Origin of the sequence: Pseudomonas sp. 22490, assembly GCF_052044465.1 — a bacterium.
In the GTDB taxonomy this organism is placed as follows: domain Bacteria; phylum Pseudomonadota; class Gammaproteobacteria; order Pseudomonadales; family Pseudomonadaceae; genus Pseudomonas; species Pseudomonas aeruginosa.
Window position 1 is genome coordinate 18451 of sequence record NZ_JBQENS010000035.1, and the last position, 25168, is coordinate 43618.

Consider the following 25168-nt stretch of genomic DNA (forward strand, 5'->3'; position numbering starts at 1 on the left):
CCCGATGCCGCAGCCGATCCACCTGAAAGACCACGAGAAAGACGCCCGCCTGGTGCGTCGGCGCGTCATCGTCGGGGCGGTGGCGGTGGTCTTGCTGACCCTGGTGCTGGTGGCGCGCATGTACCACCTGCAGGTGACCCAGTACGAGTACCATTCGACGCTGTCGGAGAACAACCGGGTCCATGTGCAGCCGATCCCGCCGACCCGCGGGATCATCTTCGACCGCAACGGCGTGATCATCGCCGACAACCGGCCGAGCTTCAGCCTGACCATCACCCGCGAACGCACCGAGGACCTGCAGAAGACCCTCGACACGCTGGTGGAGATCCTCGGCCTGACCGAGGACGACCGGGCCATCTTCGAGAAGCGCATGAAGCAGGGGCGGCGTCCGTTCGAGCCGGTTCCCATCATGTTCGAACTCAACGAGGAACAGATCGCCCGCATCGCGGTGAACCAGTTCCGCCTGCCGGGCGTCGACGTGGCGACCCAGTTCGTCCGCCACTACCCGCTGAAGGAGCACTTCGCCCATTCGGTCGGGTACGTCGGGCGGATCAACGAGCAGGAACTGAAGAACCTCGACCCGATCAACTACAGCGGCACCCACCATATCGGCAAGACCGGCATCGAGCGCTTCTACGAGAGCGAGTTGCACGGCACGGTTGGCTACGAGGAAGTCGAGACCAACGCCCGCGGGCGGGTGCTGCGGGTGCTCAAGCGCACCGACCCGATTCCCGGCAAGGACATCGTCCTGAGCATCGACAGCCGCCTGCAGGAGGCCGCCGAGAACGCCCTGGCCGGGCGGCGGGGCGCCATCGTGGCGATCCAGCCGTCCACCGGCGACGTGCTGGCGATGGTCAGCCAGCCGAGCTACGACCCCAACCTGTTCGTCACCGGCATCAGCTTCAAGGCCTATGCCGAGCTGCGTGACTCCATCGACCGGCCGCTGTACAACCGCGTCCTGCGCGGGCTCTATCCGCCGGGCTCGACGGTGAAGCCGGCGGTGGCGCTGGCCGGCCTCGACGCCGGGGTGGTCACGCCGACCTCGCGGGTCTTCGACCCCGGCTACTACCAGTTGCCCAACTACGACCACAAGTACCGTAACTGGAACCGCTACGGCGATGGCTGGGTGAGCCTGGAGTCGGCGATCTACCGGTCCAACGACACCTATTTCTACGACCTCGCGCACAAGCTGGGGATCGACCGCCTGCACGCCTTCATGAGCCGCTTCGGCTTCGGCCAGAAAGTCGCCCTGGACATGTTCGGCGAAGCCGACGGGCTGATGCCCTCGCGCGAATGGAAGCGCAAGACCCGCCGCCAGGTCTGGTACCCGGGCGAGACCCTGATCCTCGGCATCGGCCAGGGCTACATGCAGGCGACGCCGATCCAACTGGCGCAGATGACCGCGCTGCTGGCCAACAAGGGCCACTGGATCCGCCCGCACCTGGCCAAGACCATCGACGGCCAGCCGCCGGTCGACCCCGACCCGATGCCCGACATCGTGCTGCGCGACCCGGCCAACTGGGACCGCGTCGACTACGGCATGCAGCAGGTGGTGCATGGCGCCCGCGGCACGGCGCGCAAGGTCGGCGCCACCTCGGCCTACCTGATCGCCGGCAAGAGCGGTACCGCCCAGGTGGTGGCGATCAAGCAGAACGAGCGCTACGACCGCTCCAAGCTGCTCGAGCGGCACCGCGACCACGCCCTGTTCGTCGGCTTCGCGCCGGCCAACAACCCGCAGATCGCGGTGGCGGTGATGGTGGAGAACGGCGAGTCCGGCTCCGGCGTCGCCGCCCCGGTGGTCAAGCAGGTGATGGACGCCTGGCTGCTCGACGAGCACGGCAAGCTCAAGGCCGAATACGCGGAACCCGTCGCGCCGCTCGCGGCGGCGGTGGCCAAGCCCGAACCCACGGCAGCCGAGCCGGAGGCGCCCGCCCTTGAACAGTAACTTCGACCGCACCCTGTCCAACGAAGACGTGATGCGCCGGCGCGCCAGCCTGTTGCAGCGCCTGCACATCGACGGGATTCTCCTGCTGCTGTTGCTGATCCTCGGCGCCACCGGCCTGTTCGTCCTCTATTCGGCGAGCGGCAAGAGCTGGGACATGCTGATGAAGCAGGCCACCTCGTTCGGCCTGGGACTGGGCATGATGGTGGTGATCGCCCAGATCGAGCCGCGCTTCATGGCCCGCTGGGTGCCGCTGGGCTACCTGGTGGGGGTCGCGCTGCTGGTGGTGGTCGACGTGATCGGCCACGACGCCAAGGGGGCGACGCGCTGGATCAACATCCCCGGGGTGATCCGCTTCCAGCCCTCGGAGTTCATGAAGCTGCTGATGCCGATGACGGTGGCCTGGTACCTGTCCAAGCGCAACCTGCCGCCGGGGCTCAAGCACATGGTGATCAGCCTGGCGATCATCATCACCCCGTTCGTGCTGATCCTGAAACAACCCGACCTCGGCACCGCCATGCTGATCCTCGCTTCCGGCGGCTTCGTGCTGTTCGTCGGCGGCCTGCGCTGGCGCTGGATCGTCGGCGCGGTGTCGGCGGCGGTGCCGATCGCCGTGGCGATGTGGTTCTTCATCATGCACGACTACCAGAAACAGCGGGTGCTGACCTTCCTCGACCCGGAAAGCGACCCGCTGGGCACCGGCTGGAACATCATCCAGTCTAAGGCGGCCATCGGTTCCGGCGGGGTATTCGGCAAGGGCTGGCTGCTGGGCACCCAGTCGCACCTGGATTTTTTGCCGGAAAGCCACACCGACTTTATCATTGCGGTCCTCGGCGAGGAGTTCGGCCTGGTCGGCGTCTGCCTGCTGCTGGTGCTCTACCTGCTGCTGATCAGTCGTGGCCTGGTGATCACCGCCCAGGCGCAGACGCTCTACGGCAAACTGCTGGCCGGTGGCATCACCATGACGTTTTTCGTTTATGTCTTCGTGAATATCGGTATGGTGAGCGGGTTGTTGCCGGTGGTGGGGGTACCGCTGCCTTTCATTAGTTATGGCGGAACTTCGCTGGTTACCCTGTTGTCAGGGTTCGGGGTTCTGATGTCGATCCATACCCATCGGAAGTGGATCGCCCAGGTTTGAGACCAAGAGTGAAGAACGCAATGCAAGTACTGCGTACATGGGCGGCCAGGGGCGTCCAATGGGTCGGCGTAGCCGGCGTCATTGGCCTGTCCGGGGCGGCCCAGGCGGGGGACTACGACGGCTCGCCGCAAGTGGCCGAGTTCGTCAGCGAAATGACCCGCGACTACGGCTTCGCCGGAGAGCAGCTGATGGGGCTGTTCCGCGACGTGAACCGCAAGCAGTCGATCCTCGATGCGATCTCGCGCCCGGCCGAGCGGGTCAAGCAGTGGAAGGAATACCGGCCGATCTTCATCAGCGACGCGCGCATCAGTCGTGGCGTCGACTTCTGGAACAAGCATGCCGAAGACCTGGCGCGGGCGGAGAAGGAATACGGCGTGCCGGCCGAGATCATCGTCTCGATCATCGGCGTGGAAACCTTCTTCGGCCGCAACACCGGCAGCTACCGGGTGATGGACGCGCTGTCCACCCTCGGCTTCGACTACCCGCCGCGAGCCGACTTCTTCCGCAAGGAGTTGCGCGAGTTCCTCCTGCTCGCCCGCGAACAGCAGGTCGACCCGCTCAGCCTGACCGGCTCCTACGCCGGCGCCATGGGCCTGCCGCAATTCATGCCGAGCAGCTTCCGCGCCTACGCGGTGGACTTCGACGGCGATGGCCACATCAATATCTGGAGCGACCCGACCGACGCCATCGGTAGCGTCGCCAGCTACTTCAAGCAGCACGGCTGGGTCACCGGCGAGCCGGTGGTCTCGGTGGCCGAGATCAACGACGAGAGCGCCGAGAGCGCGGTGACCAGGGGCGTCGACCCGACCATGAGCCTGGGCGAGCTGCGTGCCCGCGGCTGGCGCACCCACGATGCGCTGCGCGACGACCAGAAGGTCACGGCGATGCGTTTCGTCGGCGACAAGGGCATCGAGTATTGGGTCGGTTTGCCGAACTTCTACGTGATCACCCGCTATAATCGCAGCGCCATGTATGCCATGGCGGTTTATCAGCTGGCGGGCGAGATTGCCCGCGCGCGAGGTGCCCATTGAGCAAGCGTGTCCGCTCCTCCCTGATCCTGCCCGCCGTCTGCGGCCTCGGGCTGGCGGCCGTGCTGTTGAGCAGTTGCTCCAGCAAGGCGCCCCAGCAGCCGGCCAGGCAGGCGGGCATTTCCGGGCCGGGCGACTATTCCCGTCCGCATCGCGACGGCGCCCCCTGGTGGGACGTCGACGTGTCGCGGATCCCCGATGCGGTACCGATGCCGCACAACGGTTCGGTGAAGGCCAACCCCTACACCGTGCTGGGCAAGACCTACTACCCGATGAACGATGCGCGGGCCTACCGGATGGTCGGCACCGCGTCCTGGTACGGCACCAAGTTCCACGGCCAGGCCACCGCCAACGGCGAGACCTACGACCTCTACGGCATGACCGCCGCGCACAAGACCCTGCCGTTGCCGAGCTATGTGCGGGTGACCAACCTGGACAACGGCAAGAGCGTGATCGTCCGCGTCAACGACCGCGGCCCGTTCTATTCCGACCGGGTCATCGACCTGTCCTTCGCCGCGGCGAAGAAGCTCGGCTATGCCGAGACCGGCACCGCGCGGGTCAAGGTCGAAGGCATCGACCCGGTGCAGTGGTGGGCCCAGCGCGGCCGGCCGGCACCGATGGTCCTGGCGCAGCCCAAGCAGGCGGTGGCCCAGGCCGCTCCCGCCGCGGCGCAGACGCAGGCGGTGGCGATGGCCCAGCCGATCGAGACCTACACTCCGCCGCCGGCGCAGCACGCGGCCGCCGTGCTGCCGGTGCAGATCGACTCAAAAAAAAACGCTTCATTACCAGCCGATGGCCTGTATCTCCAGGTGGGCGCCTTCGCCAACCCGGATGCGGCGGAGCTGCTGAAGGCCAAGCTGAGCGGCGTGACGGCTGCGCCGGTGTTTATCAGCTCGGTCGTGCGCAACCAGCAGATTCTGCACCGGGTGCGGCTGGGACCGATCGGTTCGGCGGACGAGGTTAGCCGCACCCAGGACAGCATCCGCGTGGCCAACCTTGGCCAGCCGACGCTGGTACGCCCCGACTGAGCGCCTACTCACGCAGGGAATTCCCGCAAGGGATTGTTTGACCATTGGTAGAACCAGAGAGACGGATGAACATCACCACTATCGCGAAACGCTTGTCACTGCTTGTCCTGTTCATCGCCCCTACGGCTGGCTGGGCTGCTGAATCCATGGTTCCGGCGCCGCCGCAACTGGCCGCCAAGTCGTACGTCCTGATGGACGGCGAGAGCGGCCAGGTTCTGGTCGAGAACAACGGCGACCAGCGCCTGCCGCCGGCCAGCCTGACCAAACTGATGACCGCCTACATCGCCACCAAGGAGATCGAGGCCGGCCGCATCGGCGAGAACGACCTGGTCACCGTCAGCGAACATGCCTGGCGCACCGGCGGTTCGCGGATGTTCATCAAGGTCGGCAGCCAGGTATCGGTGAGCGACCTGCTGCATGGCATCATCATCCAGTCCGGCAACGACGCCAGCGTCGCCCTGGCCGAGCATATCGCCGGCAGCGAAGACGCCTTCGCCGACATGATGAACACCACCGCGCAGAAGCTGGGCCTGACCAACTCCCACTTCATGGACGCCACCGGCCTGCCCAACCCGGACCACTATTCCTCCGCCCGCGACATGGCGGTGCTGGCCCGCGCGATCATCTACGGCGAGCCGAGCCACTACGCGATCTACGCGCAGAAGGAATTCCTCTGGAACAACATCAAGCAGCCGAACCGCAACCTGCTGCTGTGGCGCGACAAGACCGTCGACGGCCTGAAGACCGGCCACACCGACGAAGCCGGCTACTGCCTGGTAGCTTCCGCGGTACGCGACGGCCAGCGCATGATCGCCGTGGTGTTCGGCACCAACAGCGAGCAGGCCCGCGCCGCCGAGACCCAGAAGCTGCTGACCTATGGCTTCCGCTTCTTCGAAAGCCGCAACTTCTACAAGAAGGGCACCGAGCTGACCAAGGGCCTGGTCTGGAAGGGTTCCGAGCATGAAGTGAAAGCCGGCCTCGCCGAAGACCTGACCATGACCCTGCCGCGCGGCCAGATGCAGAAGCTGCAGGCCAGCATGGTCCTGGAGCCGCAACTGATGGCGCCGATCCAGCAGGGCCAGGTGATCGGCAAGGTGGAAGTGAAGCTGGACGACAAGGTCATCCGCAGCGCCGACCTGGTCGCCCTCAACGCCGTCGAGGAGGGTGGTTTCTTCCGCCGCCTGTGGGATAGCATCCGCCTGTTCTTCTACGGTTTGTTCAACTGACCGACCGGCGCCCGCCCGCTCACGAGGCCAGCGGGCGCCCGTCCCCGCGGACCACGGGTCCGCCGCCGCCATGACCGATACCCCTGACGTTCAACCCCCGAAAATCGAATTCCCCTGCGAGCGTTATCCGATCAAGGTGATCGGCGACGCCGGCGAAGGTTTCTCCGACCTGGTCGTGGAAATCATCCAGCGCCACGCGCCGGATCTCGACGTCGAGACCCTGGTGGTCCGTGACAGCAGCAAGGGGCGATTCCTCTCGGTGCAGGTGCTGATCACCGCCACCGATGTCGACCAACTGCAAGCCATCCATAACGACCTGCGCGCGACCGGACGCGTGCACATGGTGCTCTGATGGGACTCGAGCTGGGCTTCCGTGAGCTCGGCGAGGTTCCCTACGAACCGACCTGGCATGCCATGCAGCGCTTCGTTGCCGAACGCGACAAATCGGTAATGGACGAAGCCTGGCTGTTGCAGCACCCTGCGGTCTTCACCCAGGGGCAGGCCGGCAAGGCGGAGCATGTGCTGTTCCCCGGCGACATCCCGGTGATCCAGGTAGATCGCGGCGGCCAGGTGACCTACCACGGCCCCGGCCAGTTGGTCACCTACCTGCTGCTCGATGTCCGCCGCCTGGGACTGGGCGTGCGCGAGCTGGTCAGCCGGATCGAGCAGAGCCTGATCGGCCTGCTGGCGTCCTATGACGTGCAGGCCGTGGCCAAGCCGGACGCGCCGGGTGTCTACGTCGACGGGGCGAAGATCGCCTCCCTCGGCCTGCGCATCCGCAACGGCTGTTCCTTCCATGGCCTGGCGCTGAACCTGGACATGGACCTGCGACCGTTCCAACGAATCAATCCCTGCGGCTACGCCGGGATGCCCATGACCCAACTGCGCGACCTGGTTGGGCCGGTGGATTTTGCCGAGGTGTGTACCCGATTGCGCGCTGAGCTCGTCTCACGCCTTGGCTACGCTGAACAGAAGACCCTTACGGGCGGGATCGAACTGACATGAGCACTGTTGTGGAGAAGTCCGGAGAAGCCAAGCCGGGCAAGGTGGAAGTCGGCGTGAAGCTGCGCGGCGCGGAAAAGGTCGCGCGGATTCCGGTGAAGATCATTCCCACCGAGGAACTGCCGAAGAAACCCGACTGGATCCGCGTGCGCATCCCGGTTTCCCCCGAGGTCGACCGCATCAAGCAACTGCTGCGCAAGCACAAGCTGCACAGCGTCTGCGAAGAGGCGTCCTGCCCGAACCTGGGCGAGTGCTTCTCCGGCGGCACCGCGACCTTCATGATCATGGGCGATATCTGCACCCGACGCTGCCCGTTCTGCGACGTCGGTCATGGCCGGCCGAAGCCGCTGGACGTCGACGAGCCGACCAACCTGGCCATCGCCATCGCCGACCTGCGGCTGAAGTACGTGGTGATCACCTCGGTGGACCGCGACGACTTGCGCGACGGCGGCGCCCAGCACTTCGCCGACTGCCTGCGCGAGATCCGCAAGCTGTCGCCGGGGATCCAGCTGGAAACCCTGGTGCCCGACTATCGCGGTCGCATGGACATCGCCCTGGAGATCACCGCCAACGAGCCGCCGGACGTGTTCAACCATAACCTGGAGACGGTACCGCGCCTGTACCGCTCCTCGCGGCCGGGCTCGGACTTCGAGTGGTCGCTGGACCTGCTGCAGAAGTTCAAGCAGATGGTTCCGCACGTACCGACCAAGTCCGGGCTGATGCTCGGCCTGGGCGAGACCGACGATGAGGTCATCGAGGTCATGCAGCGGATGCGCGAGCACGACATCGACATGCTGACCCTCGGCCAGTACCTGCAGCCGTCGCGCAACCACCTGCCGGTGCAGCGCTTCGTGCATCCGGACACCTTCGCCTGGTTCGCCGAGGAAGGCGAGAAGATGGGCTTCAAGAACGTCGCGTCCGGCCCGCTGGTGCGTTCGTCCTACCATGCCGACCAGCAGGCGCACGGCAACAAGATCGGCTGATCGACGCCGCGCCAATGCCTCCGACGCCGCGTCCCTGCACAGGGACGCGGCGTTTTTCTTTGGGCAGCCACCAAGCCTCTTCGGACGTAGGACGAACAACCGCTTGCGGTTATCCGCCGGCGCGTAGGTGAGTACCGTTTGCGCTCATCCCTGTGCGGTAACGAAGCGACTGCGCTGGCCGAGCTGCCGCACCGCCTCGATCAGTGCATCGGCCGCCAGGCTGGGTTGGCGCGAGAAGGCGTAGAAACGCGCCTCCGGCAGCGTCGGAAAACCCTGTTCCGGGCCCAGTTCGCGTAGCCCCTCGCGCATCTGGCTGCGCGCCACCACCGTCACGGCGAAACCGGCCAGCGCGGCGGACAGGCAGCCGGCCATGCTGGCGCTCTCGAACACCAGGCGCCAGGGACGCGCAGCGGCGCCGAGGGCTGTAATCGCCGCTTCGCGGTAGACGCAGGGTTCGGGGAACAGCGCCAGCGGCAGCGGTTCGCCCGCGGGCAGCTCGATCGCGGTCGCCGCGGCCCAGACCAGCGGTTCCTCCCAGAGCAGTTCGCCGTCGTCTCCTACCCGCCGGCACTGCTTGCCGAACACCACGTCGGTGCGCCCCTGGGCCTGCTGGCGGAGCAGGTCGGTGGTGATACCGACCTTGAGTTCGATGGATGCTTCGGGGTGCCAGCGGCGAAAGCGTTGCAGGACGCGTGGCAGCCAGGCGCTGGCGAAGTCCTCCGAAGCGCCGATGCGCAGGCGGTCGCGGATCGGCGTGCCGTGCAGCCTGGCGCGGGCCTCGCGCTCCAGCTCGACGATGTTGCGGGCATAGGCGTAGAGCGTCTCGCCCGCCTGGGTCAGCTCCAGGCGGCGAGTGGTGCGGCTGAGCAGGCTGACGCCGGCTGTCTGTTCCAGGCGCTTGATATGCCCGCTGACTGCGGAGGGGGTGAGCGCGAGATTGTCCGCGGCGAGGGCGAAACCGCCGCTGTCGACCACTTCGAGAAAGGTACGCAACAACACGATATCCAGGGATTGGGAGGTGGGGACGGCAAGCTCCATGAGGTCTTCCATTCATCTCGTTTCATGAATAGTAGACGCTAACTATTCATGAATCACCCTTGGCAAGCGTCCTAGGATGTCCCTTCTTTCTCTTGGAGAGGTCCGATGAGCCGCTATGCCTTCGTTTCCGCCGATGTCCTGGATATCGCCTACCTGGAGTGGAATCCGCAGGGGGCGCGCAGCGCCGTCTTGTTGCACGGTTGGCCGGACAGCCCGCATACCTGGAAAGACCTGGCGGAGTCCCTGGCGGACGCCGGCTATCGGGTGCTGGCACCAGCCCTCCGGGGATTCGCCCCGACCCGCTTCCGCGATGCGTCTACTCCGCGCAGCGGGCAACTGGCGGCTCTGGCTTGCGATCTGCTGGCATTCGTCGACAGCCTGGCATTGCAACGTCCCCTGCTGGTCGGCCATGACTGGGGGGCTCGCGCGGTGGCCAGTGCCTGCGGACTGCGCGAGGGCGTAGCCTCGCACCTGGTGATGCTCTCGGTGGGGTACGCCAGCAACGATCCGCAGCAAGTTCTTTCCCTGCCGCAGGCCCGTAGCTTCTGGTACCAGTGGTTCATGGCTACGCCACGCGGAGAGCGCGCGCTGCGCGAGGAGGGCGAGGCATTCGCCCGGCAGATGTGGGACACCTGGTCGCCGCCGGGATGGTATGCCGAGCGCGATTTCCAGGAGGCCGCCCAGGCCTTCTCCGGGCCGGACTGGGTCGCCGTGGTGCTGCACTATTACCGGCATCGCTGGGGCTTCGTCGCGGGGGAGCCGCGCTACGGGGCGGCGGAACAGCGCTTGCTCCCGGCACCGCGCCTGGCGCTGCCGACCCTGGTGCTGCACGGCGGCGCGGATGCCTGCACCCACCCCGACGGCTCCCGCGGACGCGAGCACTACTTCAGCGGGCGCTACCAGCGGCTGGTGCTGGAGGGCGTCGGCCATTTTCCGCAGCGCGAGGCGGCCACCCAGGTGGCGGACGCTATCCTGCGGTTCTGCGCGGATGACTAGGTCCTGGACGCCGCAGCGGCGGATAACGCCCGTGGCGTTATCCGCCCTACGAACCGGTGTGCCGCGAGCGGTCGCGGCGGACGTGGGGTCGTAAGCTCCGCCGGTGGCCCTATGGCGTCCGCAGGCGGTCGAGCAGCGCCGGGGTCGGATAGCCGTCCGCCGGCCAGCCGAACTCCTGCTGGCAGGCGCGGATCGCCTTGCGCGTATTGGCGCCGATGATGCCATCCACCGCGCCCGGATCGTGTCCGCGGGCGGCCAGTTGCCGTTGCAGCTCGATGCGCTGCGAGCGGCTCAGCGGAACATCCTCCAGCGGCCAGGCGCCGACTATCCGGCCGCCGCCCTTGAAGCTGTCGGCGAGCAGGCCGACGGCCAGGGCGTAGGCGCTGGAGTTGTTGTACTTGAGGATGGCGCGGAAGTTGTGCAGCACCAGGAAGGCCGGGCCGCGGTGCCCGGCCGGCAGCAGCAGCGAGGCCTGTTCGCCGGAGAGTCCGGAGGGCAGGGGGCCGCCGTTGACGCCTTGTACGCCCATCCCTTGCCATTCGCCCAGGGGCTTGCGGATGGTGAGTTCCGCCAGGGAATAGTCGAAGCCTGCCGGCAGGCGGACTTCGAAACCCCAGGGTTGTCCGGCGATCCAGCCGGAGGCTTTCAGGTAGTTGGCGGTGGAGGCCAGGGCGTCGCCGGGCGAGCCCCAGATGTCACGCTTGCCGTCGCCGTCGAAGTCCACGGCATACTGGTTGTAGGTGGTCGGGATGAACTGGGTCTGGCCCATGGCGCCGGCCCAGGAGCCGATCATGAAGGAGGCCGGAACGTCGCCGTGCTGGAGAATCTTCAGGGCGGCGAGCAACTGGGCGTGGGCGAATTCCGGGCGGCGTCCTTCATAGGCGAGGGTCGCCAGGGAGCGGATCACGTTCTTGTTGCCCATGTGCGAACCGTAGTTGCTCTCCATGCCCCAGATCGCCACCACCGCATCCGCATCCACCGCATAGCGCGCGTCGACTTCGCCGAGGATGCGCGCATGCTGCGCCAGGCGCGCCTGGCCCTGGCGAACGCGCAGCGGATCGAGGGCGCCTTCCAGGTACTTCCATACCGGTCGGGTGAATTCCGGCTGGCTGCGGTCTGCTTCGACCACGGCGGGATCGGGCTGGACGCCGGCGAAGGCGCGATCGAAGGTCTGCGCATCGATTCCACCGGCCAGCGCCTGTTGACGGAAGGCGTCGCGCCACTGTTCGAAGCTTTGCCCAGGCTGGGCCTCGTTCGGCGCGCCAGCGGGCACCGAGGCGGCCGGGCCGGCGCCGGAGAAGGGCGCCTTGGTCTGCAGGGGAGCGGCAGGCTGGTTGTATTCGACTGTCGGATTCTTCTGCGCGCAGGCGCTGGAGAGGCCAAGCCCCATGGCGACGACGGTGCTGCCCAGCAGCCCGCTCACCTTCAGCAGGGCGGATCGTTCGGGGTTACGCATTGCTCTCCTCAGCAGGGTCCTCGGGACGGGCCACCTTAGCACGCCGGCCAGGACGCGTCTGCCGTCGTTGGACGCGCCGGCGGGGCCCCGGGTTCGCCAATGTGGTTCCATCGGCGCGGTGGATATCGTTCGCCATATGTTCGGTCACTGTCGGGCGGCCAATGGTTTCGTCCGTACCGCTCCGCCGCCTGTCGAAGCCTCGCGGCGCACCCGAGTCGGGATCGGCGACGGGTCGCGCGGCATGCTCGAGGCCTTCGACTTCTTCTTCCTGGCCTTCGTTCTGCGCGACATGGCTACCCGCTTCGGCGTCGGCATCGAACGCCCGAGCCTGGTTCGTGCGCTGCAATGGCCAGAGGGTTGCCAGTCGGCCGCGCGGGATGTCGAGGCCGCGGATCATGATGAAGGAACCATTGGCTTTTCGCCCAACCCGATGGGGCCAGGGCTTGCGCGCCGACGATAGTGTGCCCATGGGCGGCAGGCTGGCGGTGGGGTTGGTCTTGTCGACGGGCTTCGGGCGGGGTAGGCGGGGCGCGTGGGTGAGGAGGGCGTTGCGGGAGGATGGACCAGCGGCTGTTTCAGGCCGCCATAACGAAAGAAGCCTCCCAGTTACGGGAGGCTTCGCGGCGGTAGCTGCCTTTGCCTTTCTTCGCCTGTTCCTGGCGGCTGCGGAACAGTGGCTGGGCGACCAGGGATTTGGCCTTGTTCGGCCGCTTGCTTTTCTTTGCCATGGCATAGGTCCTCGAAGGTGATCGGGCTGGCGCTCGCCAGCGCGCGCATCATCTGCCTGTCGCCGCGGATTGTCCAGTGCCGGTTGCGCCTTCAGGCTGCCGGCAGGCCGAGGCGCTGGCCGGCGAGGCTCAGGGCGAGAAGCGAGAGACCGCTCCAGGGGCTGCCGGGTGCCTGTCCCTTGATCTGCGCGTCGATCAACTGGGCATCCCTCAGCATCTGGTTCCAGCGGCTGCTGGAGTGGCGTTGCAGGGCACGGGTCAGCAGCGGACGGCGCTTGTCCCAGACCGGCGGACGCGCCTGGGCGAAGGCTTTCTCCAGCGGGATGCCCTGGCCGTATTGCTGGGACAGGCCAGCCAGCAGGCGGATCTCGCGGGCCAGGCCCCAGAGGATCACCGGCGGCTCGATGCCTTCGCCGCGCAGTCCTTCCAGGATGCGCAGGGCGTGGGCCGCTTCACCGCCAAGGGCAGCGTCGATCAGGCCGAAGACATCGAAGCGTGCGCTGTCGGCGACCGCGGCCTGTACGGTGGCGGCGTCGATCTGGTTGCCCTCGGCGAGCAGCTTGAGCTTTTCGATTTCCTGGGCGGCGGCGAGCAGGTTGCCTTCCACGCGCGCGGCGATCAGCTCCAGAGCTTCGGGGCTGGCGGACAGGCCGGCCTGGGACAGGCGCTGGCGAATCCACTGCGGCAACTGGTGGACGTCGACCGGCCAGACCTGGATGAACTGCGCGGCGTTGCCATCGATCAGGGCCTTGGCCCACTTGGTCTTCTGCGTGCTGCCATCGAGCTTGGGCAGACTGAGCAGGAGCACGGTGTCTTCCGGCGGCCGTTGCAGGTATTCCTGGAGAATCGCCGCGCCTTTGTCGCCGGGCTTGCCGGAGGGCAGGCGCAGTTCGATCAGGCGCTTCTCGGCGAACAGCGACAGGCTGGCGCCGGCCTCCAGCAGCAAGCCCCAATCGAAGTTGGCTTCGGCATTGAATACCTGGCGCTCGCCGAAGTCGCGCTCGCGGCAGGCCTGGCGAATGGCATCGCAGGCTTCCTGGCAGAGCAGCGGTTCATCGCCGCTGATGACATAGACGGGCGCCAGGGGGCCCTGGAGGTGCTTGGCGAGTTGCGCGGGAGTCAGCTTCATAGGAGAAGACGGGGCCGGCGAAACCGGCCCCGGGGCATCACGGGGTGGGGAACTCGATCGGCGACTGCTGCGGCTCGGCGGCGCGGCGCTGGCGCTCCGCCTCGTCGGCGGCGCGCAGGGCTTCGGCTTCCGCCTTGGCCTTGGCTTCTGCCTGGCGCTGGGCTTCGTCGAGTTGCGCCGGGGTCAGCGCCTGGAGGCGCATGGACAACTGCTGGATCAGGTCGCGCCGCATCTCGCTGCGCAGCTGCGCGGCTTCCTGGTCGGAACCGATCAGGTTGTTTTCGTCGTGCACGTAGACCTTCTGCACCTGTACCTGGTTGCTCATCAGGACCAGGTCGTTGGCGCCGACGATCTCGTAGTTGATCGTGTTGGTCAGCTCGAACTCCGCGCCGCGCGCGGAACCGGTGTAGCTGACGGTGCGCTGCTGGTTGTCCTCGCGGACCAGCACCAGGTGGTAGGGCGCGTTGCTGGTGACCTTCACGCCGCTGTTTTCCAGGGTTTCCTTCAGTTCGCGCACGGTCGGGCCGTAGGCGTTGCGCGCGGACACGTCGATTTCCTTGAGCGCGAATTGCGCATCGCCCAGGCCGCGCAGTTGGAAGCCGCAGGCGGCCAGCAGGGTGGTCATACCGATCAGCGCGGCGCTGGTCAGGATACGTTTCATCAAGCTTCCCTCACTCCTGTTGATCAGCGCCCCCGGATGGCCGGGGGCGTCCAATGGAATCGCGTATCAGTTGGCGACGATGTTGACCAGTTTGCCCGGTACCACGATGACCTTGCGGATGCTCAGGCCTTCGGTGAAACGCAGCACGTTCTCGTTGGCGCGCGCGGCGGCCTCGACATCCTCGCGGCTGGCGCTGGCGGCCACGTCGATGTGTCCGCGCAGCTTGCCGTTGACCTGCACCACCAGTTGCAGGGTGTCCTGCACCAGTGCGCTCTCGTCGACGCTCGGCCAGCGCGCATCGATCACCGCTTCGGCATGGCCGAGCTGGCCCCAGAGCACGTGGCAGATGTGCGGAGTGATGGGCGCCAGCAGCAGGACCACGGTTTCCAGGCCTTCCTGGATCAGGGCGCGGTCCTGGGCGTCCTGGTTCGGCGCCTTCTCCAGCACGTTCATCAGGGTCATCACCGCGGCGATGGCGGTGTTGAACTTGTGGTGCTGGCCGACATCCTGGCTGGCCTGCCTGATCGCCAGGTGGATGGCGCGGCGGACCTGCTTCTGCGCGTCGCTCAGGGCGGCGACGTCCAGCGCGCCGGGGAGGCCGGCGCTGACGTGGGCGTGAGCCAGGCGCCAGACGCGGCGGAGGAAGCGGTTGGCGCCCTCGACGCCGGCGTCCGACCACTCCAGGCTCATGTCCGGCGGCGAGGCGAACATCATGAACAGGCGGCAGGTATCGGCACCGTACTGGTCGATCATCGATTGCGGGTCGACGCCGTTGTTCTTCGACTTCGACATCTTCTCGGTGCCGCCGATCTCGACCGGCTGGCCGTCGCTCTTCAGGCGCGCGCCGACGACCTTGGCCTTGGCGTCACGCTCGACCTCGACGTCGGCCGGGTTGAACCAGTCCTTGCCGCCGTTGGCGGTGGTCCGGTAGTAGGTATCGGCGACCACCATGCCCTGGGTCAGCAGGTTCTTGAACGGTTCGTCGCTGCCGACCAGGCCTTCGTCGCGCATCAGCTTGTGGAAGAAGCGCGCATAGAGCAGGTGCAGGATGGCGTGCTCGATGCCGCCGATGTACTGGTCGACCGGCAGCCAGTAGTCGGCCGCCTTCCTGTCCAGCATGCCGCCTTCGAACTGCGGGCAGGCGTAGCGGGCGAAATACCAGGACGACTCGACGAAGGTGTCCATGGTGTCGGTTTCGCGCTTGGCCGGCTGGCCGCATTTCGGGCAGTTGCATTCGTAGAATTCCGGCATCTTCGCCAGCGGCGAACCGGAGCCGTCCGGTACCACGTCTTCCGGCAGCACCACCGGCAACTGGTCGGCCGGCACCGGGACGTCGCCGCAAGCCTCGCAGTGGATGATCGGGATCGGGCAGCCCCAGTAGCGCTGGCGGCTGATGCCCCAGTCGCGCAGGCGGAACTGGGTGCGCGCCTGGCCCAGGCCCTTGGCCTCGAGGTCGGCGCCGATGGCGTCGAAGGCGGCCTGGTAGCCGAGGTTGTCGTACTTGCCGGAGTTGACGGTGAGCACGGACTCGTCCTTGGCGCCGTACCACTCCTTCCAGACGCTGGACTCGAAGTCGTTGTCGCCCTTGACCTTGGCGATCACCTGGCGGATCGGCAGGCCGTACTTGTTGGCGAACTCGAAGTCGCGCTCGTCATGGCCGGGCACCGCCATCACCGCGCCTTCGCCGTAGTTCATCAGCACGTAGTTGGCGACCCATACCGGTAGCTTGTCGCCGGTCAGCGGGTGTTCGACGAACAGGGAAGTGGCCATGCCTTTCTTCTCCTGGGTGGCGATGTCGGCCTCGGCGACGCCGCCGCGCTTGCATTCGTCGATGAACGCCTGCAACTGCGGGTCGTTCTGCGCTGCCTGGGTGGCCAGCGGGTGTTCGGCGGCGACGGCGACGTAGGTGGCGCCCATCAGGGTGTCCGGACGGGTGGTGAACACCTTCAGTTGGCCGGCGTGGCCGATGGAGGCCTGGTCGTAGGGGAAGCCGATCTCCATCCCGCGCGACTTGCCGATCCAGTTGCGCTGCATGGTCTTCACCTGCTCCGGCCAGCCGGGCAGGTTGTCGAGGCTCTCCAGCAGTTCCTCGGCGTAGGCGGTGATCTTGAAGTAGTACATCGGGATCTCGCGCTTCTCGATCAGCGCGCCGGAGCGCCAGCCGCGCCCGTCGATCACCTGCTCGTTGGCGAGTACGGTCTGGTCGACCGGATCCCAATTGACCGTGCCGTTCTTGCGGTAGATCACCCCTTTTTCGAACAGGCGGGTGAACAGCCACTGCTCCCAGCGGTAGTAGTCCGGCTTGCAGGTGGTGACCTCGCGGCTCCAGTCGATCGCCAGGCCGAGGCTGTCCAGCTGCGACTTCATGTAGGCGATGTTGTCGTAGGTCCAGGCCGCCGGGGCGACGTTGTTCTTCATCGCGGCGTTTTCCGCCGGCATGCCGAACGCGTCCCAGCCCATCGGCTGCAGCACGTTGCGGCCCTGCATGCGGTGGTAGCGGCTGATCACGTCGCCGATGGTGTAGTTGCGCACGTGGCCCATGTGCAGCTTGCCGCTCGGATACGGGAACATCGACAGGCAGTAGAACTTCTCCTTGTCGGGTAGCTCCCTGACGAGGAAGGACTGGTGTTCTTTCCAGTAGTTCTGGGCCTGGGTTTCGATCTCGAGTGGCTGATATTGCTCGTGCATGGCGCTACTTAGACGTGACTGTTCGAAAGCCTCGTAGCATACATGACCCCCACTCCTGTCGATAGCCCGCGCCGTTTGTCGCCGGGGGCGGTTCAGCCGAACGGGAACGCTAAGCTTGCCCTATGGGCCGTCGATGGCTGGCTGCCCAGTGGTACCTTCAGAGGTGTTCGATGGCTGAGCTGCAACGCGCGAGTGTGACGGGAGGTGGGCTGTACGAGAGGCTGCTGCAGCGTCTCGCCCTGGCTCTGGATGAAGCGGATACGGCCGAGCGCCTGCGTGACGAGCATCCCACGGAGCTTGAGTTGCGTGGTTTGAGCGAAGCGGAGATGGGGCTGATACGCGCCTATCTCGACCAGGACCTGCACTGGTTGCGCGGCTGGCATGCGGCCGCCGAGGAGCTGGCGCTGCTCGAGCGCCAGCCCGGCAGGACACCCCGGCCGCCCCGGCCGCAACCGCCGGCGCCCCGTCGCCACGTCTCGTTGAAACAGCGGCAACTGCTCTGTGCGCTCTGCGGTGCGCCGGTGCAGTGGAGCAAGGGGCATGGCGTGTTGCCGTGCGGCCATTGCGGCTCGCAACTGTTCCGTTCGGGCAACGGCCGCTAGGGTCTCTTTCCGGGAAGTTTCGCCAGGCGTCGCGCAATCCTTTAGATTGCCTCTTCCGACAGGGAGGGGGCGATGCCGATCCGTTATTTCTTCAAGCAACTTCTGCTGCCGCCGGGCGGCCTGTTGCTGCTGCTGTTTTTCGCTTTCTGGTGGCGCACCAGCCGACCGCGGCTGGCGCGGCTGTGCGGTGTCTGCGGGTTCTTCGGTCTGTGGCTGATGAGCATGCCGCTCAGCGTGGAGTGGATGGCGCGCTGGCTCGAAAGCGAACCGGCCCTGCTGGCGGAGGATCTGCCGGGCCTGGCGCAGCGCGCCGACGCCATCGTCATCCTCGGTGCCGGCCGGCAGACCAACGACCCGGCCTGGGGCGACGATGCGCCGAGCCTGCTGGCGGCCGAGCGGCTGCGCTATGCCGCGCGGCTGGCCAAGACCTCGGCGCTGCCGGTACTGATCAGCGGCGGGTTGCATTACGGACGCCCGCCCAGCGAGGCGGCGCTGATGGCCAATGCCCTGTTGCAGGACTTCGGCGTGCCGACGCGCTGGCAGGAAGGTCTCAGCCGTACCACCTGGGAAAACGCCACCCTGAGCGCCCCGCAGTTGCGCGAGGCCGGCGTGCGCCGGGTGGTGCTGGTGACCCAGGCCTGGCACATGCAGCGGGCACGCTGGAGCTTCGAGCGCCAGGGGTTCGAGGTGATCCCGGCGCCGGTCGGCTTCCTCGGCGGGGCCAACCTGCGGCCCTTCGGCGGCTGGCTGCCGGAAGCGCAGGCCTTCTGGCAGAGCGGCATGCTGCTGAACGAGGCGATCGGCCTGGTCGGCTATCGCCTGTTCTACCGCTGAGACGCAACCGGCGCCGCAGGGGCGCCGGTCTTTCCAGGAGGGGCTGGTTTCAGCCGAACAGGCGTCGCTCCTGCGGACGCAACTGGCGGCCGAGCAGAGCCCATAGCAGCAGCACGCCGGCCAACCCGGCCAGCGGCCAGACGCGGTATTGCAGATAGGGCGTCAGGCCCTGCATGGGAATCACCTCGCCGCGCAGGATGCCCTGCTGGAACTGCGGGATCTGCCGGACGATCCGGCCATAGGGATCGATCAGGCCGGTGACGCCGTTGTTGGTCGCGCGGATCATCCAGCGACCGCTTTCCAGGGCGCGCATCTGTGCCATCTGCAGGTGCTGCAAAGGGCCTATGGAAGTGCCGAACCAGGTGTCGTTGCTCACTGTCAGCAACACCTGGCTCTGCGCCGCGAGCGCGGCGGCGAACTCCGGGTAGACCACTTCGTAGCAGATGTACGGGGCGATCTGGTAGCCCTTGGCCTTGAGCAGCGGCTGGTCGGCCGGGCCGCGAGCGAAGTCGGACATCGGCAGGTCGAAGAAGGCGATCAGGCCGCGCAGCAGGTCCTGCAGCGGCACGTACTCGCCGAACGGCACCAGCTTCTGCTTGAGGTAGGTGCCCGCGCCTTCGCCGACCACGGTGATGCCGTTGAAGTAGCGACTCTTGCCGTCGGCGAGACGTTCGCGCACCGGGACCCCGGTGATCAGCGCGGCGTTCTTCTCGTCGGCGACCTGGCCCATGGCGCCGAGGTAGCCGCTGGCCATGTCCTGGAGAATCGGCACCGCGGTTTCCGGCCAGACGATCAGGTCGACGTCCTGCTGCGGCAGGCTCAGGTCGCGGTAGAGGTCGAGTTGCGCGCGGACCTGATTCGGGTCCCATTTCAGCTCCTGGGCGATGTTGCCCTGGATCGCCACTACCCTCAGCGGTTCGCCGGCCGAATGGGTCCAGGCGTGGCCCTTGAGATAGAGGCCGGCCGCCCACGGGCCGAGCAGCAGGACCAGCCCCAGAAGCAGGCTGGCACCGTGCGGGAAGAGGCGCGGCAGGTTCACCAGCAGGGCCGCGCTGAGGGCGATGACGAAGGAGGACAGCCATACGCCGCCCACCGGTACCAGCCCGGCCAGCGGTCCCTGCAACTGGCTATAGCCGGCGTAGAGCCAGGGGAAACCGGTAAGGAACCAACTGCGGAACAGCTCCAGTGCCAGCCACAGGGCGGCGAACGCCAGGGCGTCGCCCAGCGGCGCGTTGTCGCGGCGCAGGCAGCGCGCCCACAGCCAGGCCGGCAGGGCGAAGAAGAAGGCGACGCCGGCGGTGAAGCCGAGCATGAGGAGGCTTGCCAGCGGCACCGAGGCGGCGCCGTAGTCATGGATACTGACGTAGATCCAGCTGGTGCCGGTGCCGAACGCGCCGAAACCGTACCACCAGCCGCGCCACAGGGCGGACTTGCCGGGAAGGCCGCGCAAGCCGAGATAGAGCAGGGCGATCGAGAGGATCGCCAGCGGCCAGTAGTCGAAGGGCGCCAGGGCCAGGGGTGTGAGCGCGCCTGCGGCGAGTGCCAGCAGGTGTCCGGGCCAGCCGGGACGAGAAATCCAACGCATCGAATGTCCTTAGAGCCTGTTCAATGTCCGACTGCGCAGACCGGGGCCGCCTTCGGCTGCCGGACGGCAACGTCCGCGGCGACAGGGGAGTCTGGCGCAAGGCGCAAGAGTAAAGGAGGGGCTGGCGAGACGCCAGAAGGACGGCGCGGGAAGATGCCCCCTCCGCCGCGGCGGAGGGGGCGCGCTCAGTTCTGCAGGGGAGACAGGCGCAGCAGATGGACGCGGCGGCTGTCGGCGTTGAGTACGCGGAAACGGAACTCGCCCAGCTCGACCACTTCGTTGCGCTTGGGCAGGTGGCCGAAGGCGCTCATCACCAGGCCGCCCACGGTATCGAATTCCTCGTCAGAGAATTCCGAGCCGAAGAAGTCGTTGAAGGCGTCCACGGGGGTCAGCGCCTTGACGATGAAATCGCCGCTGGGCAGCGGCTTGATGTAGCTGTCCTCCTCGACGTCGTGCTCGTCCTCGATATCACCGACGATCTGTTCCAGCACGTCCTCGATGGTCACCAGGCCGGCCACGCCGCCGTATTCGTCGATGACGATGGCCATGTGGTTGCGGTTGGCGCGGAATTCGCGGAGCAGCACGTTGAGGCGCTTGGATTCGGGGACGAAGGTAGCCGGACGCAGCAGTTCCTTGATGTCGAAGGGACGCTCGTCGTTGTGCAGGATCAGTGGCAGGAGGTCCTTGGCCAGCAGTACGCCCATGACGTCGTCGAGGCTTTCGCCGACCACCGGGTAGCGCGAGTGGGCGGCTTCGATGATGGCCGGAAGGAATTCCTTCGGCGTCTGGGTCGAGCGGATGCTCATCATCTGCGAGCGCGGCACCATGATGTCGCGCACCTGCAGGTCGGCGACCTGGATCGCCCCCTCGACGATGGACAGCGCCTCGCTGTCCAGCAGCTTGTTGTCGTGGGCATCGCGCAGCAGCTCGAGGAGCTCCTGGCGGTTTCTCGGCTCGTGGGCAAAAGCCTGGGTGATCTTGTCCAGCCAGGACTTGTGCCCGTTGCTCGATCGGTCTTCGCTCATTTTTCCTTGCTCGGTGGCTCTTCGTCGTCGCAGGCGTACGGATCGGGATGACCCAGTTCCGCCAGCAATTCACGTTCCAGTGTTTCCATTTCTTCCGCTTCGGCGTCGTCGATGTGGTCGTAGCCGAGCAGGTGCAGGCAGCCGTGGATCACCAGGTGGGCCCAGTGGGCCTGCAACGGCTTGCGCTGTTCCAGGGCTTCGCGGGCGACCACCGGGGCGCAGATCACCAGGTCGCCGAGCAGCGGGATATCGAGAAGCTCGTCCGGGACATCGGCGGGGAAGGACAGCACGTTGGTCGCGTAGTCCTTGTGCCGGTAGGTGCTGTTCAGTTCCAGGCCTTCGGCCTCGTCCACCAGGCGGATGGTCAGCTCCGACTCCGGACGCTGGCGCAGGGCCAGTTCGCACCAGGCGCGGAACTGCGCTTCGGAGGGCAGGTCCGGGGCGGCGCTGGCGACCTGCAGGTCGAGCTCAAGCGGCATCGTGACCGCCCTTGCCCGTTCCCTCGACCGGCCGCACCTGGCCTTGCTGGCGGCTCTCGTGACGCTCGTAGGCTTCGACGATACGCTGCACCAGCGGGTGGCGGACCACATCCTTGGGCTTGAAGTGGGTGAAGCTGATGCCGGGGACGTCCTGCAGGACCTCGATCACGTGCTTGAGGCCGGAGCGGGTGCCGCGGGGCAGGTCGACCTGGGTGACGTCGCCGGTGATCACCGCGGTGGAGCCGAAGCCGATCCGGGTGAGGAACATCTTCATCTGCTCGACTGTGGTGTTCTGGCTCTCGTCGAGGATGATGAAGCTGTTGTTCAGCGTGCGCCCGCGCATGTAGGCCAGCGGCGCGACCTCGATGACGTTGCGCTCGATCAGCTTGGCCACGTGTTCGAAGCCGAGCATCTCGTAGAGCGCGTCGTAGAGCGGGCGCAGGTAGGGGTCGATCTTCTGCGACAGGTCGCCGGGAAGGAAACCGAGCTTCTCGCCGGCCTCGACCGCCGGGCGCACCAGCAGGATGCGGCGGATCTGCTCGCGCTCCAGGGCGTCGACGGCGCAGGCCACGGCGAGATAGGTCTTGCCGGTGCCGGCCGGGCCGATGCCGAAGTTGATGTCGTGGTCGAGGATCGCCTTGACGTAGCGTTGCTGGTTGGCGCCGCGCGGGCGGATGTGCGCCTTGCGCGACTTCAGGGTGACCTGCGGCGCGCTCTGCAATTCCTCGAGGTCTTCCAGGCCGGACTCCTGCAGGTACAGGTGCACGGTGTCGGGAGTGAGATCGGTGCCGTTCTGCGCCTCGCGGTAGAGACGCTGCAGCAGGCGTTCGGCAACCTTGGTCCGGCGCGGTTCGCCGGCCAGTTCGAACTGGTTGCCGCGGTTGCGGATCTCGATGTCGAGGCGTTTCTCGATCTGGTGGAGATGCTCGTCGAACTGCCCGCAAAGTGTCGCGAAGCTGCGGGCGTCGAACGGCTCGAGGATAAAGCGATGAAGTTCCTGGGGGGCGTTCAAGGTGTTCTGTCGTACTCGCCAGTGGCTGATTGATAGAGAAGAGAATAACCGCTGGATATCGTCGCGCAAAGTTGCCGTATCGCGGCGGCGCTTTCCCGGTTCCCGCTGAAACGTTGGTGCACCGTGGCGGCGGGAAGGTTCAGCGAGCCCGCCGTACGGTCGTCGGCCTCAATGCAGGGTGCTGTCGATCAGGGTACCGCGCAGCGAGTGCGGCAGCGCGTCGTCGATGTGCACCTGGGCGAACTGGCCGATCAGGCGTGGATTGTCGCAGCGGAAGTTGACGATCCGGTTGTTCTCGGTGCGCCCCTGGAGCATGCCCGGGTCCTTCTTCGAGAAGTCGGTGACCAGGATCCGCTGGGTGCTGCCGACCATGCGCCGGCTGATCTCGTAGCCTTGCTGGTGGATGCGGCTCTGGAGGATCTGCAGGCGCTGTTTCTTCACTTCTTCCGGCTGGTCGTCGGCGAGGTCGGCGGCGGGCGTGCCGGGCCGCGCGCTGTAGATGAAGGAGAAGGAGAAGTCGAAGCCGACGTCCTCCACCAGCTTCATGGTCTGCTCGAAGTCCTTCTCGGTTTCGCCGGGGAAACCGACGATGAAGTCGGAGCTGATGCAGATGTCCGGTACCGCGGCCTTCAGCTTGCGGATACGCGACTTGTATTCCAGCACGGTATGGTTGCGCTTCATCGCCGCCAGCACGCGGTCGGAGCCCGACTGCACCGGCAGGTGGATGAATTTCACCAGCTCCGGCACCTCGGCGTGGGCCTGGATCAGCGCGTCGGAGAATTCCAGCGGGTGCGAGGTGGTATAGCGGATGCGCTCGATACCGTCGACGGCGGCGACCACCCGCAGCAGTTCGGCGAAGTCGGCCAGGCGGCCATCGTGGGTCAGGCCGCGGAAGCCGTTGACGTTCTGTCCCAGCAGGGTGACTTCGCGGACGCCGTTCTCGGCCAGGTGGATCACTTCGGCGATTACGTCGTCGAATGGTCGGCTGACTTCCTCGCCGCGGGTGTAGGGCACCACGCAGAAGCTGCAGTACTTGCTGCAGCCTTCCATCACCGAGACGAAGGCGGTGGGGCCATCGACCCGCGGTTCCGGCAGGCGGTCGAATTTCTCGATTTCCGGGAAGGACACGTCGACCTGCGGCTTGCGCGTGCTGCGCGCGGCGTCGATCATTTCCGGCAGGCGGTGCAGGGTCTGCGGGCCGAAGACCACGTCGACATAGGGCGCGCGCTCACGGATCGCGGCGCCTTCCTGGCTGGCCACGCAGCCGCCGACGCCGATCACCAGGTCGGGATTCTGCTGCTTCAGCTCGCGCCACATGCCGAGCTTGGAAAACACCTTTTCCTGGGCCTTCTCGCGGATCGAGCAGGTATTGAGCAGGATGACGTCGGCCTCGGCGGCGTTTTCGGTCACCTCGAGGGCTTGGTGTTCACCGAGCAGGTCCGCCATTCGCGACGAGTCGTACTCGTTCATCTGGCAGCCGTGGGTTTCGATGAAAAGCTTCTTGGCCATGCGCTTCGTCGGACAGTTCGAAAAGGACCGCGCATTATAGAGGGCGGGGCCCCCGGTTCCTAGCGTTGCTGGCCGAAAGGCTGTGCTATGATTCGCGCCCTTCATTTTCCGGCATTGCTTTCCCCGCCATGAACAAGCGCGAAAACCCCATCTACAAGGTGATTTTCCTCAACCAGGGCCAGGTCTTCGAGATGTATGCCAAGCAGATCTACCAGAGCGATCTGTGGGGCTTCCTGGAAATCGAGGAGTTCGTCTTCGGCGAGCGCACCCAGGTGGTGGTGGACCCCAGCGAGGAGAAGCTCAAGGCGCAGTTCGAAGGCGTTCTGCGCAGCTTCGTGCCGATGCACGCGATCGTCCGCATCGACGAGGTCGAGCGCCTGGGTACGCCGAAGATCAGCGAGGCCAAGGGCGCGGGCAACGTCATGCCGTTCCCCATGCCGATGCCCGGCAAGAGCGACTGATTCGCGAAAGGGACGTCAGGGCAGCGGCGCGAAGGGCGTGACGCCGCCGGCAGTCTGCAGTTCGATCAGGTAGTTGCGGAAGATCTGCCCCAGCACCCGGGTGGCGATGTCCAGTTCGTCGCGGTTCATCTGCTCGGCTACCAGGTCGGCGCTGTCCAGGGCGTCCTCGGCGCCGTTCACCGCTGCCATCTTCAGCACGATGTAGGCCTGTACGTTGTTCGCCGGAACCCCTTCGCCACGGAAGAACATGGTGCCGAGGTGGTACTGGGCCTGGGCATGGCCCTGTAGAGAAGCTTTCTCGAACCAGTTGAGGGCGGCCTGGAGGTCGCGCGGGATGCGCTCGCCGTCGTAGAAGAATTCGCCCAGTTCGTATTGCGCCTCGGCGTCGCCGCCATTGGCGACCTGCTGGCAGGCGGCGAGCGCCTGTTGCAATTCTTCGGGAACGGTGTTCAGCGCGCAGCGGCCGGTCGCTGGAATCAGCAACGAGTTGCCTCCCGCCTGCGCGAGCAGCGGCTGGAGGATCAACAGGCAACCCAGGGCGAGGGTGCGGCCGGTACGGAACATGAGGGGAAGACACCTCCTGGATCGGGGCGGGCAAGGGCTGCCCGGCCAACGAAA

General features: G+C 66.4%; 25 protein-coding genes. 13 read left to right on the forward strand and 12 right to left on the reverse strand.

The features are described 5' to 3' along the window. The first annotated feature begins 4 nt into the window (after positions 1-4). From mrdA to lipA, 8 genes are all read left to right on the forward strand, one after another. Positions 5-1945, forward strand: a complete 1941-nt coding sequence (gene mrdA, locus ACTJJX_RS28765) for a penicillin-binding protein 2 (RefSeq protein ID WP_003093191.1) — start codon at positions 5-7, stop codon at positions 1943-1945. Between the two features lie 31 nt (positions 1946-1976). Then, positions 1977-3080, forward strand: a complete 1104-nt coding sequence (gene rodA, locus ACTJJX_RS28770) for a rod shape-determining protein RodA (protein WP_003114090.1) — start codon at positions 1977-1979, stop codon at positions 3078-3080. Between the two features lie 8 nt (positions 3081-3088). Then, complete coding sequence (gene mltB / locus ACTJJX_RS28775) at positions 3089-4111, forward strand: lytic murein transglycosylase B (RefSeq protein WP_003132500.1); 1023 nt, start codon at positions 3089-3091, stop codon at positions 4109-4111. Next, entirely contained in the window at positions 4108-5136 is a 1029-nt protein-coding gene (gene rlpA / locus ACTJJX_RS28780; RefSeq protein ID WP_003100310.1) for a septal ring lytic transglycosylase RlpA, read from the forward strand. The genes mltB and rlpA overlap by 4 nt, the downstream gene beginning before the upstream one ends. Positions 5137-5201: 65 nt before the next feature. Further along, the gene (locus ACTJJX_RS28785; protein WP_003093182.1) at positions 5202-6362 is read left to right on the forward strand and encodes a D-alanyl-D-alanine carboxypeptidase family protein; all 1161 of its coding nucleotides are present in this window, start codon (positions 5202-5204) and stop codon (positions 6360-6362) included. A gap of 70 nt (positions 6363-6432) precedes the next feature. Beyond that, positions 6433-6714 (forward strand): DUF493 domain-containing protein, encoded by a 282-nt coding sequence (locus tag ACTJJX_RS28790; protein ID WP_003100311.1) that lies wholly within the window; start codon positions 6433-6435, stop codon positions 6712-6714. Further along, positions 6714-7367, forward strand: a complete 654-nt coding sequence (gene lipB, locus ACTJJX_RS28795; protein WP_003093177.1) for a lipoyl(octanoyl) transferase LipB — start codon at positions 6714-6716, stop codon at positions 7365-7367. Before ACTJJX_RS28790 ends, lipB begins: the two co-directional genes overlap by 1 nt. Beyond that, the gene (gene lipA / locus ACTJJX_RS28800) at positions 7364-8347 is read left to right on the forward strand and encodes a lipoyl synthase (protein WP_003119196.1); all 984 of its coding nucleotides are present in this window, start codon (positions 7364-7366) and stop codon (positions 8345-8347) included. The genes lipB and lipA overlap by 4 nt, the downstream gene beginning before the upstream one ends. A 144-nt stretch (positions 8348-8491) precedes the next feature. On the opposite strand, the gene ACTJJX_RS28805 is transcribed toward lipA, so the two are convergent. Further along, positions 8492-9385, reverse strand: coding sequence for a LysR family transcriptional regulator (locus ACTJJX_RS28805; protein ID WP_003119197.1), 894 nt, complete (start codon positions 9383-9385; stop codon positions 8492-8494). Between the two features lie 105 nt (positions 9386-9490). On the opposite strand from ACTJJX_RS28805, the gene ACTJJX_RS28810 reads away from it, so the two are divergent. After that, on the forward strand, positions 9491-10381 hold the full coding sequence (locus ACTJJX_RS28810; protein WP_003118254.1) for an alpha/beta fold hydrolase: 891 nt from the start codon (positions 9491-9493) through the stop codon (positions 10379-10381). Positions 10382-10490: 109 nt separating this feature from the next. Here ACTJJX_RS28810 and ACTJJX_RS28815 read toward each other — a convergent pair whose 3' ends face one another. Further along, complete coding sequence (locus tag ACTJJX_RS28815) at positions 10491-11837, reverse strand: lytic murein transglycosylase (RefSeq protein WP_003118255.1); 1347 nt, start codon at positions 11835-11837, stop codon at positions 10491-10493. A gap of 241 nt (positions 11838-12078) precedes the next feature. On the opposite strand from ACTJJX_RS28815, the gene ACTJJX_RS28820 reads away from it, so the two are divergent. Continuing rightward, on the forward strand, positions 12079-12297 hold the full coding sequence (locus ACTJJX_RS28820) for a hypothetical protein (protein WP_153604847.1): 219 nt from the start codon (positions 12079-12081) through the stop codon (positions 12295-12297). Positions 12298-12412: 115 nt separating this feature from the next. Here the strand turns inward: ACTJJX_RS28820 and arfA are convergent, their stop codons facing one another. From arfA to leuS, 4 genes are all read right to left on the reverse strand, one after another. Next, a complete protein-coding gene (gene arfA / locus ACTJJX_RS28825) occupies positions 12413-12565 on the reverse strand; it encodes an alternative ribosome-rescue factor A (protein WP_003093169.1) in 153 nt (50 codons plus the stop codon). Positions 12566-12656: 91 nt separating this feature from the next. After that, the gene (gene holA, locus ACTJJX_RS28830; RefSeq protein ID WP_003118257.1) at positions 12657-13694 is read right to left on the reverse strand and encodes a DNA polymerase III subunit delta; all 1038 of its coding nucleotides are present in this window, start codon (positions 13692-13694) and stop codon (positions 12657-12659) included. 37 nt (positions 13695-13731) lie between these two features. Continuing rightward, a complete protein-coding gene (locus ACTJJX_RS28835; RefSeq protein WP_003100322.1) occupies positions 13732-14355 on the reverse strand; it encodes an LPS-assembly lipoprotein LptE in 624 nt (207 codons plus the stop codon). A 66-nt stretch (positions 14356-14421) separates the two neighbouring features. Continuing rightward, entirely contained in the window at positions 14422-17043 is a 2622-nt protein-coding gene (leuS, locus tag ACTJJX_RS28840; RefSeq protein WP_016852474.1) for a leucine--tRNA ligase, read from the reverse strand. A gap of 170 nt (positions 17044-17213) precedes the next feature. Between leuS and ACTJJX_RS28845 the strand changes: the two genes are divergently transcribed. Together ACTJJX_RS28845 and ACTJJX_RS28850 are read left to right on the forward strand one after the other, a co-directional pair. After that, the gene (locus ACTJJX_RS28845; protein ID WP_003114329.1) at positions 17214-17645 is read left to right on the forward strand and encodes a hypothetical protein; all 432 of its coding nucleotides are present in this window, start codon (positions 17214-17216) and stop codon (positions 17643-17645) included. Positions 17646-17717: 72 nt separating this feature from the next. Continuing rightward, positions 17718-18479 carry a YdcF family protein gene (locus tag ACTJJX_RS28850; RefSeq protein ID WP_003100328.1) on the forward strand — a complete coding sequence of 254 codons (762 nt, stop codon included), beginning with the start codon at positions 17718-17720 and terminating at the stop codon, positions 18477-18479. 49 nt (positions 18480-18528) lie between these two features. On the opposite strand, the gene lnt is transcribed toward ACTJJX_RS28850, so the two are convergent. The 5 genes from lnt to miaB all read right to left on the reverse strand — a co-directional run bounded on the left by lnt (position 18529) and on the right by miaB (position 24089). Beyond that, positions 18529-20064 (reverse strand): apolipoprotein N-acyltransferase, encoded by a 1536-nt coding sequence (gene lnt / locus ACTJJX_RS28855; protein ID WP_320535517.1) that lies wholly within the window; start codon positions 20062-20064, stop codon positions 18529-18531. 185 nt (positions 20065-20249) lie between these two features. Then, positions 20250-21089: an HlyC/CorC family transporter gene (locus ACTJJX_RS28860; protein WP_003093161.1), complete on the reverse strand. Its 840-nt coding sequence runs from the start codon at positions 21087-21089 to the stop codon at positions 20250-20252. After that, a complete protein-coding gene (gene ybeY, locus ACTJJX_RS28865) occupies positions 21086-21568 on the reverse strand; it encodes an rRNA maturation RNase YbeY (RefSeq protein ID WP_003093160.1) in 483 nt (160 codons plus the stop codon). The genes ACTJJX_RS28860 and ybeY overlap by 4 nt, the downstream gene beginning before the upstream one ends. Beyond that, complete coding sequence (locus ACTJJX_RS28870; RefSeq protein ID WP_003093159.1) at positions 21558-22580, reverse strand: PhoH family protein; 1023 nt, start codon at positions 22578-22580, stop codon at positions 21558-21560. Before ACTJJX_RS28870 ends, ybeY begins: the two co-directional genes overlap by 11 nt. Positions 22581-22748: 168 nt before the next feature. Next, the gene (miaB, locus tag ACTJJX_RS28875) at positions 22749-24089 is read right to left on the reverse strand and encodes a tRNA (N6-isopentenyl adenosine(37)-C2)-methylthiotransferase MiaB (RefSeq protein WP_016852475.1); all 1341 of its coding nucleotides are present in this window, start codon (positions 24087-24089) and stop codon (positions 22749-22751) included. Positions 24090-24217: 128 nt separating this feature from the next. Between miaB and ACTJJX_RS28880 the strand changes: the two genes are divergently transcribed. Further along, positions 24218-24550 (forward strand): DUF1820 family protein, encoded by a 333-nt coding sequence (locus ACTJJX_RS28880; RefSeq protein WP_003093157.1) that lies wholly within the window; start codon positions 24218-24220, stop codon positions 24548-24550. Between the two features lie 15 nt (positions 24551-24565). Here the strand turns inward: ACTJJX_RS28880 and ACTJJX_RS28885 are convergent, their stop codons facing one another. After that, entirely contained in the window at positions 24566-25114 is a 549-nt protein-coding gene (locus ACTJJX_RS28885) for a tetratricopeptide repeat protein (RefSeq protein WP_003093155.1), read from the reverse strand. Positions 25115-25168: the final 54 nt, after the last annotated feature.

Bases quoted from the DNA above. Each gene is read 5' to 3' on its own strand.
- ACTJJX_RS28885 (WP_003093155.1), bottom strand. From the start codon at position 25,114: ATGTTCCGTACCGGCCGCACCCTCGCCCTGGGTTGCCTGTTGATCCTC.
- ACTJJX_RS28785 (WP_003093182.1), top strand. From the start codon at position 5,202: ATGAACATCACCACTATCGCGAAACGCTTGTCACTGCTTGTCCTGTTC.
- ACTJJX_RS28850 (WP_003100328.1), top strand. From the start codon at position 17,718: ATGCCGATCCGTTATTTCTTCAAGCAACTTCTGCTGCCGCCGGGCGGC.
- ACTJJX_RS28805 (WP_003119197.1), bottom strand. From the start codon at position 9,385: ATGGAGCTTGCCGTCCCCACCTCCCAATCCCTGGATATCGTGTTGTTG.
- mrdA (WP_003093191.1), top strand. From the start codon at position 5: ATGCCGCAGCCGATCCACCTGAAAGACCACGAGAAAGACGCCCGCCTG.
- ACTJJX_RS28860 (WP_003093161.1), bottom strand. From the start codon at position 21,089: ATGAGCGAAGACCGATCGAGCAACGGGCACAAGTCCTGGCTGGACAAG.
- ACTJJX_RS28820 (WP_153604847.1), top strand. From the start codon at position 12,079: ATGCTCGAGGCCTTCGACTTCTTCTTCCTGGCCTTCGTTCTGCGCGAC.
- lipB (WP_003093177.1), top strand. From the start codon at position 6,714: ATGGGACTCGAGCTGGGCTTCCGTGAGCTCGGCGAGGTTCCCTACGAA.
- lnt (WP_320535517.1), bottom strand. From the start codon at position 20,064: ATGCGTTGGATTTCTCGTCCCGGCTGGCCCGGACACCTGCTGGCACTC.
- miaB (WP_016852475.1), bottom strand. From the start codon at position 24,089: ATGGCCAAGAAGCTTTTCATCGAAACCCACGGCTGCCAGATGAACGAG.
- ACTJJX_RS28845 (WP_003114329.1), top strand. From the start codon at position 17,214: ATGGCTGAGCTGCAACGCGCGAGTGTGACGGGAGGTGGGCTGTACGAG.
- ACTJJX_RS28810 (WP_003118254.1), top strand. From the start codon at position 9,491: ATGAGCCGCTATGCCTTCGTTTCCGCCGATGTCCTGGATATCGCCTAC.
- leuS (WP_016852474.1), bottom strand. From the start codon at position 17,043: ATGCACGAGCAATATCAGCCACTCGAGATCGAAACCCAGGCCCAGAAC.
- lipA (WP_003119196.1), top strand. From the start codon at position 7,364: ATGAGCACTGTTGTGGAGAAGTCCGGAGAAGCCAAGCCGGGCAAGGTG.
- rodA (WP_003114090.1), top strand. From the start codon at position 1,977: ATGCGCCGGCGCGCCAGCCTGTTGCAGCGCCTGCACATCGACGGGATT.
- ACTJJX_RS28835 (WP_003100322.1), bottom strand. From the start codon at position 14,355: ATGAAACGTATCCTGACCAGCGCCGCGCTGATCGGTATGACCACCCTG.
- arfA (WP_003093169.1), bottom strand. From the start codon at position 12,565: ATGGCAAAGAAAAGCAAGCGGCCGAACAAGGCCAAATCCCTGGTCGCC.
- holA (WP_003118257.1), bottom strand. From the start codon at position 13,694: ATGAAGCTGACTCCCGCGCAACTCGCCAAGCACCTCCAGGGCCCCCTG.
- ACTJJX_RS28880 (WP_003093157.1), top strand. From the start codon at position 24,218: ATGAACAAGCGCGAAAACCCCATCTACAAGGTGATTTTCCTCAACCAG.
- ACTJJX_RS28790 (WP_003100311.1), top strand. From the start codon at position 6,433: ATGACCGATACCCCTGACGTTCAACCCCCGAAAATCGAATTCCCCTGC.
- ybeY (WP_003093160.1), bottom strand. From the start codon at position 21,568: ATGCCGCTTGAGCTCGACCTGCAGGTCGCCAGCGCCGCCCCGGACCTG.
- ACTJJX_RS28815 (WP_003118255.1), bottom strand. From the start codon at position 11,837: ATGCGTAACCCCGAACGATCCGCCCTGCTGAAGGTGAGCGGGCTGCTG.